Origin of the sequence: Micromonospora sp. NPDC049662 (assembly GCF_040675055.1) — a bacterium.
GTDB lineage: Bacteria > Actinomycetota > Actinomycetes > Mycobacteriales > Micromonosporaceae > Micromonospora.
This window is the reverse complement of the sequence record NZ_JBFAOC010000076.1, coordinates 15,692-29,146: the sequence shown is the minus strand read 5'-3', so window position 1 is coordinate 29,146 and position 13,455 is coordinate 15,692. Positions and strand designations below refer to the sequence as shown.

Here is a 13,455-nt window from a genome sequence, read left to right as displayed (position 1 = left end):
CGGTATTGCTGATGAGAGTGATGCCTGTGAGTCATCTAGATGACTCACAGGCATCACGCTCATCAGGGTGCTGTCGCCGTCAGTCGCACGGGCCCTGGTCGCTCGACCCGGATCGCGGCCATGACGTGGGTGAAGCGGGTGCAGTCGTTGACACACGGACTAAGGCCCGTCCACGCGGGCGGCGATGTCCCGCAGGGCGGCGATGTGGCCGCTCAGGGCCGACCGCCCGGCCACGGAGAGGTTGATCCACGTGCGGGGTCGCTTGCCCACGTAGCCCTTGCGCACCTCGACGTAACCGCGGTCGCTCAGGTTCGAGATCCGCTTGGAAAGGGCGGAATCGCTCAGGTCCATGGCGTCGCGGACGAACGCGAACTCGGCCCACTCGGTCCCCGCCAGCAGCGCCAGGATGGCCAGCCGGGTGGGATCGAGCAGGACCGGGTCCAGCTTCGGGTCGGCCGCCACGGTCAGGCCGGGCGGGTGAGGACGCGGCGCTGCCACCACGGCCCGGCGGCGGCCAGCAGGACACCACCCACCAGGCCGAACCACGCCCAGAGGTGCGGGACGTCCAGGGCGGTGGCGAAGGCCGCGCCACCGATCAGGAGGGCCAGCACCAGGGCCGACCACAGCAGGCTCGACGTGTCGGGGGTGGCCCGGGGACGCACCGGACGCCGCAGCAGCGCCGCTCCCCATCGGGTGTTGGCCGCCATCGAGGCGAGCAGAAGCAGGATGACGATGGTGGTGCCGTAGGTGCGCACGAAGTCCGGATAACGGTCGGCCACGATCCCGTACGCCGCGACGAGGATTCCGGCCGCGAGCCAGGTCCAGCGTGACCGGCTGGCGGCCGCCGCCGTCTGGTCCCGGCGCCGGTCGACGTCCTCGAGAGCTCGCCGTGCCTCTTCTGGGGTCGGGGTGGTGCTCATCGCGCAACTCCTTGAGCTAGGGAAAGTACTTGCTCGTACGGAAAGTTAACACTCACTTTCCGTACGAGCAAGTTGTTGCCGAACCGGTCACCACGCTGCCGCGCCGACCGGCGTACGACCCGCCCGACAGCGCCGCGGACTCACTCCGGGAGCTGGTAGAGGCGGTAGCGGGTGACGGTGTCGAAGCCGATCTGCCGGTACACCGGCTCGCCCTCACTGCTCGCCTGGAGAGTGGCGATCCGCAGTCCGGCCGCGCGGGTGATGCGCAGCGCCTCGCGGGTGAGGGCGGTCGCGATGCCCTTGCGACGGTGGTCGGGGTGGGTGGCGATGCAGTACAGAGCGCCGACGTCGGTGCCGAGCGACAGGGTGCACGTGCCCACGGTGCGGCCGTCCACGATGCCGGCGAGGCGGATCACGTCCGGATAGGCGAAGGACAGTTCCCGGTCGACGACGAGCCCGAGGTCGCCGGGGACGCCGAGCGGCCCGGCGTACGCCTCGACGTACTCGCGCATCTCGGCCGGCGTGGCGGCGACCTGGATCCGCAGGTCGCTGGGGCCCTCGACCTCGGCCAGCGTGGTCACGTCCACCGCCATGACGGGCATGTCGGAGATCTGGGTCGCGCCGCGCGCGAGCAGTCCCTCGGCGGTGCCCTCGTCGCTGTCCGCACCCACCCACCAGCCCCAGACCGAGCCGGTCAGGTGCTTCCTCGCCTCCGTGATCGCGTCGTCGAGCTGCCGCCCGCGTACGCGCAGGACACCGTTGAGAAGCGGGTGCGGGATGTCGGTGCGATAGGTCGGCAGGTCGGTGTCGGGCTGGCCGCCGGCCCAACCGCACCAGTACGTGCGGTTCGCGGCGAGCTGTGGTTCCAGGTCGTGGATGGAGTACGTGGTCATACCCTCAGGACATGGCTCGGCGGGGGAAAGTTCGATTCCGCCGCGGATTCTCTAGAACCGGGGCGGCCGTGGGGTGTGCAGAAGGCGCACTTCGCGCACCAGGCCCTCTTTCTCCCTCAGCAACCAGGTCCCCCCGGGCGGGCAGTGGTGCGGATCCTCCGGCGGGTTGATGAAGGCGTTCTCCCAGATCGTGACGCCGGACCCGGCGAGCACTCCGGTGATCCTGGCAGCGACGCCGGACTCGTAGTCCTGCCGCATGACGGCGAAGACCGGTTCCCGACCGGTCGTCCGGATGCCGCTCGGCCACCAGAAGGTCATGTCCTCGGCCCAGCGGGCGGCCACCTTGTTCAGCCTGGCGCCGTCCGGTACCGCCGACAGGATGGTCGCCGCCTCCTGCTGTCGTTCGGCGCGCAGCGCCACGGTCTCGCCGTGCCGCTCGTCGTGCACACGGGGGAGGACCTCGGCCAACTGCCGGCGTGCCTCGCTCAGGCGACTACGGACAGTGCCGACCGGCGTACCGCAGAGGTCGGCGATCTGCTCGTACGAGTTGTTGTTGGTGAAGTACCGCAGCAACGCCACCGTCTGCGCGGCCGGCGACAACTGCTGGATCGCGTGCCAGACCCAGTCCCGCATGGCGCTGCGCTCGATGCGGGCGACCGGGTCGTCCAGCTCCGAGGCGAGCAGATTCTCGCCGGCCACCCCGACCGGAACGGGGATGCGGGCGCGGAGCATCGTCCGGCAGTTGTTGCGCACGATGGCGTGTAGCCAGGACCGCGCGGCGCCGGGGTCGCGCAGCTCACCGATGCGGCTGAACGCCGTGATCGCCGCATCCTGGCAGGCGTCCTCGGCGTCGGGCCGGGAGCCCAACAGACGGTGTGCCACCGCGAGCATGCCGGCGTAGTGGCGGTCGAGAAGCAGCGCGAAGCTGGCCGGATCGCCCTGCTGGGCGCTCCGGACCTGCTCGACCATGTCGTCGGCCGACACGTGCGTCGAGGTCGGGAGAAGCATCCGGGAACGCTAGCTCGCCGGTGGGAAAAATCCATTAAGAGGATCGAACTTTCGTCTCGCCGGCGACGTCTGCTGAACATGGGTTACGAGACAGGACCTCGCCTCCGCAGGGCCGAGCCGGTCGGTGCGTGCCGCCTTCGACCCCGGTGTCGGCTTCCCCGCGCCCGGGATTGTCGGATCCTGCGGCGAACTGTCCGATCCAGTCGTCGTCAAGTAGACCTCCACTCGGTGGACGCAGCGTGATCAACGTGACGGACGATGTCGGCTCCGGTCGGACAGCGGAACCGGCGTCGCAGGGGGGACCGCGCCTGCAGATCATGGGCCCGCTGCGGGTCTGGCGCGGTGCGGCCGAACTCGACGCGGGCCCGCGCCAGCAACGCCGCCTCCTGGCGGTCCTGCTGGCCCGGCAGGGGCGTCCCACCACCACCAGCGATCTGATGGATCTCGTCTGGGGTCCAGATTCGCCGGCCAGCGCCGTGAACCTGATCCACAAGTACGTCGCGGCGCTGCGCCGCCTGCTCGAACCCGACCTGCCCGCGCGGGCCGTCGGCTCGTACCTGTTGCGGCACGGCAACGGGTACCTCTTCGTGGCCGAGCCGGAGACGCTCGACCTCGTCGCGTTCCGCCGCGACGTCTCGGCGGCCAAGTCCAGCCTGGCGCAGGACCGCCCGGACCAGGCGTTGGAGCAGTATCTCGACGCGCTGGGGCGCTGCCACGGTTCGTCCGGTGACGGGCTTCTCGACAGCGCCGCCGCCGCGGCGGTCTGCGCGGGCATCGACGGCGAGTTCTTCGACGCCGCGATCGCCGCCGCCGCGGTGGCCGTACGGCTGCGTCAGCCCGCCCGGGTCCTGACGCCGCTGCGGCTCGCGGCGACGATGGGTGAGCTCAACGAACCGGTCCACGCGAGCCTCGTGACGACCCTCGCCGCGGCGGGGCAGCAGGCGGAGGCGTTGGCCGTGTACGGCGTCATCCGGACGCGCCTCGACGAGGAGTTGGGCATCGATCCCGGCTACCACCTACAGGACGCCCATCGGCGGGCCCTCACCCAGACGGCGCTGACACCCGCCGAGGACGCGGACCCCGTGGTGGCCCGTCCGGCACCGCTGGTCCGCCCGGCGCAGCTCCCGCCGGACCCGCCCTTCTTCGTGGGCCGCGAATCCGAACTGCTGATCCTGGGCGACCTGACCACGGGGATGCGGACCGCCGGGCGGACCAGTCCACTGGTGATCGCGATGGACGGCATGGGTGGAGTGGGCACCTCGACGCTCGCCACGCACTTCGCCCACCGGGTGGCCGACGAGTTCGCCGACGGGCAGCTCTACCTCGACCTGCGGGGGCACCTCTGCGCGGGGGAGCGCCTGTCGGCCGACGACGCCGTACGCTCGCTGCTGCACATGGTGGGCGTGCCCGCCTCCGACGTGCCCGACACGTTCGACGCGCGGATCGGCACGTACCGCAGCATGACGGCCGGTAAGCAGATGCTCTTCCTGCTGGACAACGCCCACGACGCCGCCCAGGTGCGCCCGCTGCTGCCGAACTCGGCACGGAGTCTCGTGATCGTCACCAGCCGGCGGGCCCTCGTCGGCCTCGCGGCCTTCGACGGCGCGCACCTGCTCCGGGTCGACCCGCCCGACCTGCCGACGGCCCGTCGACTGCTCGAACGTCGTCTCGCCGGCCTGCCAGGCCGGTCGACCGACGACGGGGAGGGGGCCGGCACGGCCGACGAGGTCATCGAGCTGTGTGGTCGGCTTCCGCTGGCGCTGGCCATCCTGGCGGCCCGGATCGCCGCTCGTCCGGGCCTGTCGCTCGCCACCATCGCCGCCGAGCTGCGCGACAGCGCCCACCGGCTCGAGGCGTTCGCGGCCAGCCGCGGGTTGGTCGATCCCCGGACGGCCTTCTCGTGGTCCTATCGGCAGCTCAGTCCGGAGGCCGCCCGGCTGTTCCGACTGCTGTCGGCCGCCCCGCTGCCCGGTGTCACGGCCGAGGCCTGCGTGAGCCTCGCCGACCGCGGCCCGGACACCACGCGTGCCCTGCTCGCCGAGCTGATCGACGCGGCGCTGGTGAGCGAGCACGAGGACGGCAGACTCACGTCGCACGTGCTGGTCAAGGCGTACGCCGAGGAGCTGTGGGAGGCCGAGGAGCCGGCGGCGGAACGACAGGCGGCGCTCAGCCGCCTGCTGCAGCATTATCTGCACAGCAGCTACCAGGCGCAGCTTGCGTTGAACCCGAACCGTTCGCCGATCGAGCCGGCGCCGCCGCTGCCCGGTGTCGTCGTCGAACGGCCGGACACGCACGACGAAGCGATCGCCTGGTTCGACCGCCAGCGGGAGGTGCTCACGGAGGTGGTGCGCCTCGCCGCCGACGTCGGGTACGGCATCGTGCCGTGGCAGCTCGCCATCTCGATGCAGCAGTACCTGCAGTGGGCCGGACGCTTCCAGGACTGGGAGGACGTCATGCGCAACGCGCTACGTGCCGCGCGGGCACGCCACGACGTCGTCGGGGAAGCGCACGTCCTGCGCAGCCTGGCGGGCGCCCGGTACTTTCTCGGAGCCCACGAGGAGGCGCTCGGCCTGCTCGGCGAGGCCGCACCGACCTACCAGGACCGGGGCATGCGTCTGGAACAGGCGTTGGTGCACAACAACTGCCACCAGGTGCTCAGCGTGCTGGGCCGACACGACCGCGCGCTCACGCACAGCACGCAGGCGCTGGCGTTGTTCCGGCTGCTCGGCCACCGGCAGGGCGAGATCTGCAGCCTGCTGCGGATGGGACGGTCGTTGACCGCCCTGGGGCAGGTCGCTGAGTCGATCCAGGTGCTCCGGGAGGCGCTCGACCTCAACCAGCGGGCGGGGCGTGCGCACGAGGAGAGCGCGATTCGCGCCGCCGTCGCGGACAACCTGGTCGAGACCGGCCGGGTCGCGGAGGCGGTGACGGAGCTGGAACTCGCGGCGAGCACGGCGCGGCGCGTGGGGAACCGGCCGTCGCAGTTCGCCGCGCTGCGGCAGATGGCCGACGTGCTCATCGCCGTCGGTGACCTGCCCGGTTCCCGCCGGGCGTTCGAACAGGCGCGCACGCTGCTGCGGGAGTTTCCCGACGGCGGCACCGAGGGGATGCGTGCCTCGGTCACCCGACTGGCCCAGAAACTGGCGTGAGCGGGCGGTTTGTCGTGGCCCGCCCGGGGAAGCCGGGTCCCGTTGTCGAGGGCTGGCGCCACTGCGGCGACCAGCGCGGATGGGAGTACGCGTGAAGGCCGTCGTTTTCCACGGAATCGGTGACATTCGGGTCGACGACGTGCCCGAGCCCCGCATCGAACAACCCACGGACGCGATCGTCCGGGTCACCACAGCGGCGATCTGCGGCACCGACCTGCACTTCGTCCGCGGCACCATGCCCGGGATGTCGCCGGGCAAGATCCTCGGCCACGAGGGCGTCGGGGTGGTCGAGGAGGTGGGCTCGCAGATCCACAACTTCCGACCGGGTGACCGGGTGGTGATCTCGGCGGTGCTGGGCTGCGGGTCCTGCTGGTACTGCCGCCGGGGCCTCTTCGCGCAGTGCGACAACGCGAACCCGCTCGGACCGCGGACCGGTACGGCCTCGCCCGGCTCACCCGATATGCAGGGTCCGTTCAACGGCTTGCAGGCGGAGTACGCGCGCGTGCCCTTCGCGCACACCAACCTGATCTCCCTGGGCGAGAACGTCACCGAGTCGCAGGCCATTACGCTGTCCGACATCTACCCGACCGGCTACTTCGGAGCGGTCCTCGCCGATGCCGACGACGGCAAGGTGGTGACGGTCTGGGGTTGCGGTCCGGTGGGTCAGTTCGCCATCCTCTCCGCGTACCAGCGTGGCGCGTCCCGGGTGATCGCGATCGACGGGCACGCCGACCGGCTGGAGCATGCCCGTGGCCGTGGCGCCGAGGTGATCAACTTCAACGAGGTGGACCCGGTCGACGCCATCATGGAATTGACGAACGGTATCGGCGCCGACTGCGCCATCGACGCCGTCGGAGTGGACAGTGAGAGCGCCAAGTCGGGACCTGCGGCGGGCAAGGACGCCGAGCGCAACGCCGAGGAACAACGCGGGATCTCCCCGAACCTCGACAGTCAGGGCCAGGATGGGCACTGGAAGCCGGGTGACGCGCCGAGCCAGGCGCAGACCTGGGCGGTCGACAGCCTGGCCAAGGTCGGCACGCTGGGCATCGTGGGTGTCTATCCGCCCGGCGACCGGTACTTCCCCATCGGTGTGGCCATGGGACGCAACCTGACCATCCGCGCCGGCAACGGCAACCATCCCCGGTACATCCCCAGGCTGGCGGCCATGGTCGCCGCCGGTCAGGTCCGTCCGGAGGATGTCGTGACGGAGCACGAACCGCTGACCGACGCCGTTGGGGCGTACCGGGAGTTCGACCTGCGCAGCCCCGGCTGGCTGAAGGTGGCCCTCGGCACCACCTGAGTTCCTCGGGGCCGACTGCGGCAGCACCCGCCCTGAACCGATTCCGGACCTGTTCCGTGTGAGGGGCGAACGGTTTCCGGACCTCCTGGGAGCCGGGTGACTGCTGGAGATTTCCGATGATGCGCAACCACGTGACACCCCTCATCGCCGCGCTGGCCGTCGGCGCGGTGACGCTCACGGCGTGCGGCCCGAGCCAGGTGCCACCCGGCCCAGCGCGGGCCGCCGACCTGAGCGGCAGCCCGGCGGCATCACCACAGGGCGGGGCCGGTGTCGCCGACCTCGCCCTCACGTCCGGCACCGCGAAGTCCAACAACGCGGCTCAGGGCACCGGTGACTGGGCGGTACCCAACGGCGGGGTGGCGACCGGGGCCGCCCGCGAGTCGGCGCAGCGCTGGGTCCAGCTGACCGTGGGCCGGGCGGGCAAACTCGACCCGGTCGTCGTCAACGGCGCGGGACTGACCCTGTACCGGTTCGACAAGGACAGCAACAACCCGCCGACGTCGAACTGCGACGGTGACTGCGCCACCACCTGGCCGCCGGTCACGGTGACGCCGGGCGGCAAGATCTTCGTCGCGGGGGTCAAGGCGGAGGCCGTCGGTACGGTCCGGCGCTCGGACGGCAGCCGGCAGGTCACCATCGGCGGCTGGCCGGCCTACCGCTTCGCCAAGGACACCAAGCCCGGCGAGACCAAGGGGCAGGGTGTCGGGGGGACCTGGTTCGGCGTGACCCCGACCGGCGGCAAGGCCGGCGCGTCCGGTGGCGAGCAGCCCGGCGCGGAGTCGCCGGCCCCGCCGGCCACCAGCGCCGTCTTCTTCGACGACACCAACTTCGGCGACGGCGCTGGCTCGCAGGGGGTCGCCGGCACCGGCTGCCGGAACCTGAGCCGCCCGGGTGTCTCCTCCTCGGTGGCGGCGCCCGGCTCGCTCAAGCTCTGGGCGGGCCCGGACTGCACCGGCCGCTCGAAGGTGATCAACGGGGACGTCGCGGATCTGGCGACCGTCGACTTCGACAACGCGGTCGTCTCGGTGCGCCTGGGCTGATCCCGGCGGTGCGGCTCGCGCCGGCCCGGCCACTGGCCGGGCCGGCGCGTTGCTGTCTGTCGCTGCTGGTGGTATGCCCTACAGCGTCGCGCTGACGTACACCGTGCCGTCGGTCGTCTCCACCCGGACACTGCCGATCTGGGCCTCGTCGATCAGGGCACTGCCGTCCAGGGTGACGCCCTCGGCGGCCCCGCGCTCCGACACCAGCCAACTGCCCGCCAGTACCGTGCTGCCGTCCTTGCCGACGACCAGCAGGCGACAACGCTGGCCCTGCGGGATGCCGGACACCGTGGCGTTGAGGCGTACCCAGCCGGGGGCCGGCTGGACGGCGACGGCGAGACGAGCGCCGGTGCGCGGATCGGCGGCGCTGGCGGAGCGGACCGCCCGGTCGGCCGGGACGCTCGGGCTCGGCGGCGGCGCGGTGGCGTCCGTCGTCGTGTCGCCCCGGGGAACGAGGAAGGCGCCGCCGAGGACGGCCGAGGCGACGACCGCCGCGGCGACCCCGGTCACGGCGTGACGGCGGCGGCGCTCGTCGGCGGCCTCGCCGCGGATCTGCCGCAGGGTGCGCTGCAACAGCAGGTCGCCGTCCTCCGGCGGGCCGTCGAGCAGCATCACGTCGGGTACGTTCTCGAGCGCGTCCGTCCACGTCCGCAGCGATTCGACCTCGGCCCGGCACTGCGCACAACCCGCCAGGTGCTCCTCGGCTCGGCGGGCCGAGGACTCGTCGAGCGCGCCCAGCAGGTAACCGCCGACGTCGAAGTGGTCGGCGTGGGGCGATGAGCTGTCGGATGTCATGAGGCAGGCCGTTCCACCCCGGCGCGACGCTCGGCGAGATCGCGGAGGGCTCGGAGTGCGTAGTAGGAGCGGGACTTCACGGTGCCCGGCGGGATCCCGAGGACCTGGGCGGCTTCCGCGACTGTACTCCCGCGCAGGTAGACCTGCTCGAGCACCTGTCGGTGTTCGATCGAGAGGCGATTGAGGGCGTCCGTCACGACGATCGAGTTGACCACCTGGTCGGCGTGGTCACGCTCGACCGCGGATTCCGTCGGGCCGTCGGGCACCTCGGGTGGCCGCGCGTTCCGGGCGCGGACGGTGTCGGTCACGATGTTGCGGACGACCGTCAACAGCCAACCCCGTACCGAGCCCTTGCCGTTGACCAGACTGTCGGGGTGACGCCACGCGCGTACCAGCGCTTCCTGGACGACGTCCTCCGCGGCCGCGCGGTCGCGGGTCAACTGTGTCGCGTAAGCGAGCATCGCGCGTCCGTGCTCCTCGAATATGGACCGGACCAGTGCCTCGCCTGCCACTTCGCGCCGACGAACAGGTCCTGATCCCGCCATTGCTACCACCCTTTTGCCGACCCTCACGTCTCCGGCGTGCCCGCCGGTTGTCTACGGGGCCTCAGGATGCACGTCCTGTTAGTACCGTTAGTTGATCAATAAAAGATTTGTCTACTGACCCACGTCGAGACCGATTCGAGACGTCAACCGTCGCCGATGCGTTTCCGGCGGCACCACCCCGCTGGGGCGCAGACGTCACGTCCGAGCCCCAGCGGGGTGGTGCGTCACGGGGCGGTCGGTGACGGCTCGCCCTCGACGGCGACGTCCCGCAGCGCATCCGCGAACAGGCGCATGGAGCGAGGCCCGCCCGGATTCAGCAGGACGTCGACGCCGTCCGGGAGCAGCGTCAGCAGATCACCCAGGTCGACCTGCCGCCACTCGGCGGCGTCGACCCGGGCCTGGTCCACCACCCCGGTCGCGACGAGCACACACGGCACGTCGTCGGGCGCCGGTGCCACGATGACCTCACCCTCGCTGTCCAGCGCGACGTCCACGAGGCTGTCCCGCAGCGCCAGGAGCACCACGTCGACCCCCGCGCGGCCGGAAGCGACCAACTGCGCGGCGGCGTCCACCGGGCTGGTGGGCGCCCCCGGGTCCTCCGGCCGGTACAGCGGATTCGCGGTGAAGCGGCCCACGGTGCCGTCGGGCTCCACCAGCCAGCCACCGACGATCGCCTCCACCGGGGGCACGTCGGTCGCGTCCGCCGCACCCTCGTCGGGCGCGCTCCAGCGCGCGTCCGTCAGCAGCATCCAGTTTCGCTGCCGGTCACCGTTGTCGTTCTCGTTCATCACTTTGCCCCCTTGCCCTTCGGCTTGAGCTCTGCAAATTCGCCGCCGTTCTGCACCGCCAACGTCGCGATGGGCCGGCCCGGGCTGGTCACCAGACCGTCCACGTCCACGCCCTCGGTGGTGACGACCACCTCGTTCGCCGCGAAGATCTTTCGCCGGTTGCCGAGAGCAGCCATGGCGTCGGCGAAGTCCTGCCCCGCAGAGCCGGAAGCGTTGGCGAAGTTGCAGGAGATCAGGGCGATGGACCTCTTCGAATTGGGATCGAAGAGTTCGTTGTGGTGCAGAACCTTCGCGAACTCTCCACCCGGGACGTGCAGCAGCTTGCCGTTCGCCAGGCGTACGGCGGCACCGTTCGGGTTGCCGTGCGCGATGACCAGGGTGGGATCGTTTCTCAGGCCGGCCCAGGGCGGGGGAAGGAACTCGTTGCCCGCGAAGCCGGTGTCGGTACCGGGCAGTTTGCGGACCGCCTTCGTCCCCGGGTCGGCGGCCGTCCCGCCGATGTTCCGGCCGAATGCGAGGTTGGCGTCGGTCCGGGCCCAGCTGGTGAAGTTGTCGTTGTCGGTGGCCCTGCTCGGGAAGAGCACGCCGACCAGCTTGCCGTTGTTGTCCACCAGCGGGGTCGACTCGACGTCCGAGGCGTGGAACGTCTTGAGGTGGCCCTTGCTGTTCTGGCCGATGATCAGGGTCGGGTCGTTGGCCTGCTTCTTCTTGGCGGCCTTGAGGTCCCGGTTGAACCGCAGGTCGAACAGCTTCATGTCGATCTTGTTGAACACGCCCTTGATGACCTTGCCGAGGCCGACCTCGGTGACGTTCGCGTCGATTCCGCGCCCCGGCGCCGCGCCGGCGCCCGGCACGCTGCGGCTGCCGCCGGTGACCTCCTTGGTGCTGTTCCTGATGCCGTCCGCGACGCTGCCGGGGCGAATCTTGCCGGCGAACTTGTTGGCGAACTTGAGGACCCGGCTGACGATGCGTCCGCCGGGTACGAGGCCGAGGGCGAGTCCGCCGGCGGCGAGGGCGATCTCGGCGGGGTCGCCGCCGAGGGCTGCGGCGGCGAGGTCGATGGCGCCGGAGAGGAAGCCGATCGCCGAACCGAGGGGTGGGAAGATGAACGAGGCGACCACGGAGAGCACGTCCAGGATGGTGGTGATCCACTCGATGACGGTGCTCTGCAGGAAGTCGATGAACGCGTTGAACGCTTCGACGATCTTGTCCCAGAGGGATCGTTGTGGTGCGTCCTTGGCGAGTTGACGCAGGGTGTCGGCGGCGGTGCGGGCGGCCTGGTCGCGTAGGGCGGTGGCCTGGCCGAGGAGCGACTTCGCGCCATCGAGTGCCTGTTGGGCGTCGGCGGCGCGGTTCTTGGCGGCGGTCGCGTCGTCGGTGGCCTGTTCCTTGGCGTCCGGAGTGGTCGTGGTGTCGGCGTTCATGACGAGGAGCGCGGCCGCCGCGCTGACGGCCGCCGCCTGGGCGGCGCTCTGGTCCCCGGCCGCCTGTCGGGCCTGGTCGAGGGCGCGCAGGGACATGGTCTGCGCCTCTTCCAGCGAGGGCAGGTACCGCAGGTACGCGTCGGCGGCGCTGGCGTAGGAGTTCGCCATCCCGTCCAGGCGTCCCGGCAGTTTGCCGATCAGGTCGCGGAAGGCGTCCATGGCCTTGCCCTGACCGACGTCGATCTGGCTGCCGGACGCGAGCAGGTCGTGCGCCTCCTGGGTGGTTCTGGCCAGCTCCTGGTACGCCCTGGTGATCTCCTCGAAGGACTCCGGATCACCCGGCACGGGATCTGAGTCGAGCTGCAACACGGACCACTCGGCGTCGCCCGGACGCGTCATGACGAACCTCCCCATCGCATCGTCAGGCCGGCGCCCGAGCCATCCGCCGGGAGCCGAGTCGCACACGTAGCGCGGGGTGGATCGGTTCACCTGGTGAACCGGGCCGGCCGCCGATCCGTGTACGCCCCAGTTGCCGAGACGGGTCGGGAGGGTGCGGAGATGAGCGATGCGATGAGCAGGCCGGCGGGGGAGTGCGCGCGATGAGCGAGATCCTCGTTCCGGGCGCGGAGTTGGAACGCGTACACGAGCTGCTGCGGCGTACCAAGGAGTTGATGGACAGCGCGTCGGTCCGGTCGATGGGCGCGGTGGTCGACACGCTCGGGCAGCGCGGCCTGGAGGACGCCGCCCGGCACTTCGAGAAGCGGTGGGGCGACGGTCGGCACGTCGTGGGCAAGGACCTGGGGGGCGTACGCGACGCCGCGAAGGCCGTCGCCGACGCGTTCCGGGAGACCGACACCCAGACGGTCAACGCGTTGACCGCGCCGGACCAGCAGGCGGCACAGTGAGCGCCCCGACCCAGGCCCATGCCGCGACGCCCACCCCGACCGGCTTCGAGCTGCGCACCCCGCAGGCGTGGGTCGACTTCGCGGTGGCCGACGAGGCGAGCGAGAACCGGCTCGGCGAGGAGGCGCGGGGCCACGCCCTGACCGGCGGGTTCACCGCCGACCAGGCGGGCCGCTTCGCCGAGCAGGTACGCCGGTCGGTACGCCAGGCCCGGCGCGGTGGCGCGGTGCACGCGGCCGGCGTCTTCGAGATGTACGAGGACGGCCCGCTCACCGCCACCGTGGTGGTCGCGGTGGTCACGCCACCGGCCAACGGCGACATCCTCGGCGCGTTGACGGCGGTGGCGCACCCCAACCGGGCCGACGGGACCTGGCGGCGGGTGACCACCGCGACGATTCCCCGCATCGGCACCGTCGGTCGGGTGTACGGCATCCAGAACGTCGTCCAGGACGGCGTCACGATGCGGTGCGCGGTGATGCACACCGTCGTACCGATGCCGGGATCGGCGGACGTCGTGGTGGTCACCGGGTCGAGCCCGAACCTCGCGGAGGCGGAGGACATCTTCGAGCTCTTCGGCGCGATCACCGAGTCCCTGGCGTTCACCTGGGACGACGACCGGCCGGTGCTGGCCGCGCGGCCGGAGTCTACGGGGACGACCGACGCCTGAGCGGTGATCGACGAGGGGGACAC

Annotated in this window: 13 protein-coding genes; 5 read left to right on the top strand and 8 right to left on the bottom strand. The window is 71.2% G+C overall.

The window, feature by feature from the left end:
• Positions 1 to 159: 159 nt before the first annotated feature.
• The 4 genes from AB0J36_RS31700 to AB0J36_RS31685 all read right to left on the bottom strand — a co-directional run bounded on the left by AB0J36_RS31700 (position 160) and on the right by AB0J36_RS31685 (position 2,821).
• Positions 160 to 462 (bottom strand): transcriptional regulator, encoded by a 303-nt coding sequence (locus AB0J36_RS31700; RefSeq protein WP_357120621.1) that lies wholly within the window; start codon positions 460 to 462, stop codon positions 160 to 162.
• A gap of 2 nt (positions 463 to 464) precedes the next feature.
• On the bottom strand, positions 465 to 920 hold the full coding sequence (locus AB0J36_RS31695; RefSeq protein WP_357120618.1) for a hypothetical protein: 456 nt from the start codon (positions 918 to 920) through the stop codon (positions 465 to 467).
• A gap of 140 nt (positions 921 to 1,060) precedes the next feature.
• Positions 1,061 to 1,813, bottom strand: a complete 753-nt coding sequence (locus AB0J36_RS31690; RefSeq protein ID WP_357171470.1) for a GNAT family N-acetyltransferase — start codon at positions 1,811 to 1,813, stop codon at positions 1,061 to 1,063.
• A gap of 51 nt (positions 1,814 to 1,864) precedes the next feature.
• Positions 1,865 to 2,821 carry a sigma-70 family RNA polymerase sigma factor gene (locus tag AB0J36_RS31685; RefSeq protein WP_363661505.1) on the bottom strand — a complete coding sequence of 319 codons (957 nt, stop codon included), beginning with the start codon at positions 2,819 to 2,821 and terminating at the stop codon, positions 1,865 to 1,867.
• A gap of 248 nt (positions 2,822 to 3,069) precedes the next feature.
• Here AB0J36_RS31685 and AB0J36_RS31680 point away from each other — a divergent pair, with 248 nt between their 5' ends.
• The 3 genes from AB0J36_RS31680 to AB0J36_RS31670 all read left to right on the top strand — a co-directional run bounded on the left by AB0J36_RS31680 (position 3,070) and on the right by AB0J36_RS31670 (position 8,310).
• Complete coding sequence (locus tag AB0J36_RS31680; protein ID WP_363661504.1) at positions 3,070 to 5,970, top strand: BTAD domain-containing putative transcriptional regulator; 2,901 nt, start codon at positions 3,070 to 3,072, stop codon at positions 5,968 to 5,970.
• A 91-nt stretch (positions 5,971 to 6,061) separates the two neighbouring features.
• On the top strand, positions 6,062 to 7,270 hold the full coding sequence (locus tag AB0J36_RS31675) for an alcohol dehydrogenase catalytic domain-containing protein (RefSeq protein WP_363661503.1): 1,209 nt from the start codon (positions 6,062 to 6,064) through the stop codon (positions 7,268 to 7,270).
• A gap of 119 nt (positions 7,271 to 7,389) precedes the next feature.
• The gene (locus tag AB0J36_RS31670; RefSeq protein WP_357120604.1) at positions 7,390 to 8,310 is read left to right on the top strand and encodes a hypothetical protein; all 921 of its coding nucleotides are present in this window, start codon (positions 7,390 to 7,392) and stop codon (positions 8,308 to 8,310) included.
• A 78-nt stretch (positions 8,311 to 8,388) separates the two neighbouring features.
• Here the strand turns inward: AB0J36_RS31670 and AB0J36_RS31665 are convergent, their stop codons facing one another.
• The 4 genes from AB0J36_RS31665 to AB0J36_RS31650 all read right to left on the bottom strand — a co-directional run bounded on the left by AB0J36_RS31665 (position 8,389) and on the right by AB0J36_RS31650 (position 12,261).
• Complete coding sequence (locus AB0J36_RS31665; protein WP_363661502.1) at positions 8,389 to 9,105, bottom strand: zf-HC2 domain-containing protein; 717 nt, start codon at positions 9,103 to 9,105, stop codon at positions 8,389 to 8,391.
• Complete coding sequence (locus AB0J36_RS31660) at positions 9,102 to 9,602, bottom strand: sigma-70 family RNA polymerase sigma factor (RefSeq protein ID WP_357120815.1); 501 nt, start codon at positions 9,600 to 9,602, stop codon at positions 9,102 to 9,104. The genes AB0J36_RS31665 and AB0J36_RS31660 overlap by 4 nt, the downstream gene beginning before the upstream one ends.
• Before the next feature lie 272 nt (positions 9,603 to 9,874).
• Positions 9,875 to 10,438, bottom strand: a complete 564-nt coding sequence (locus tag AB0J36_RS31655) for a type VII secretion system-associated protein (RefSeq protein WP_357120598.1) — start codon at positions 10,436 to 10,438, stop codon at positions 9,875 to 9,877.
• The gene (locus AB0J36_RS31650; RefSeq protein ID WP_357120595.1) at positions 10,438 to 12,261 is read right to left on the bottom strand and encodes a putative T7SS-secreted protein; all 1,824 of its coding nucleotides are present in this window, start codon (positions 12,259 to 12,261) and stop codon (positions 10,438 to 10,440) included. The genes AB0J36_RS31655 and AB0J36_RS31650 overlap by 1 nt, the downstream gene beginning before the upstream one ends.
• 200 nt (positions 12,262 to 12,461) lie before the next feature.
• On the opposite strand from AB0J36_RS31650, the gene AB0J36_RS31645 reads away from it, so the two are divergent.
• Together AB0J36_RS31645 and AB0J36_RS31640 are read left to right on the top strand one after the other, a co-directional pair.
• Complete coding sequence (locus tag AB0J36_RS31645) at positions 12,462 to 12,767, top strand: hypothetical protein (RefSeq protein WP_357120592.1); 306 nt, start codon at positions 12,462 to 12,464, stop codon at positions 12,765 to 12,767.
• Complete coding sequence (locus AB0J36_RS31640; RefSeq protein ID WP_363661501.1) at positions 12,764 to 13,432, top strand: hypothetical protein; 669 nt, start codon at positions 12,764 to 12,766, stop codon at positions 13,430 to 13,432. The genes AB0J36_RS31645 and AB0J36_RS31640 overlap by 4 nt, the downstream gene beginning before the upstream one ends.
• Positions 13,433 to 13,455 lie beyond the last annotated feature (23 nt).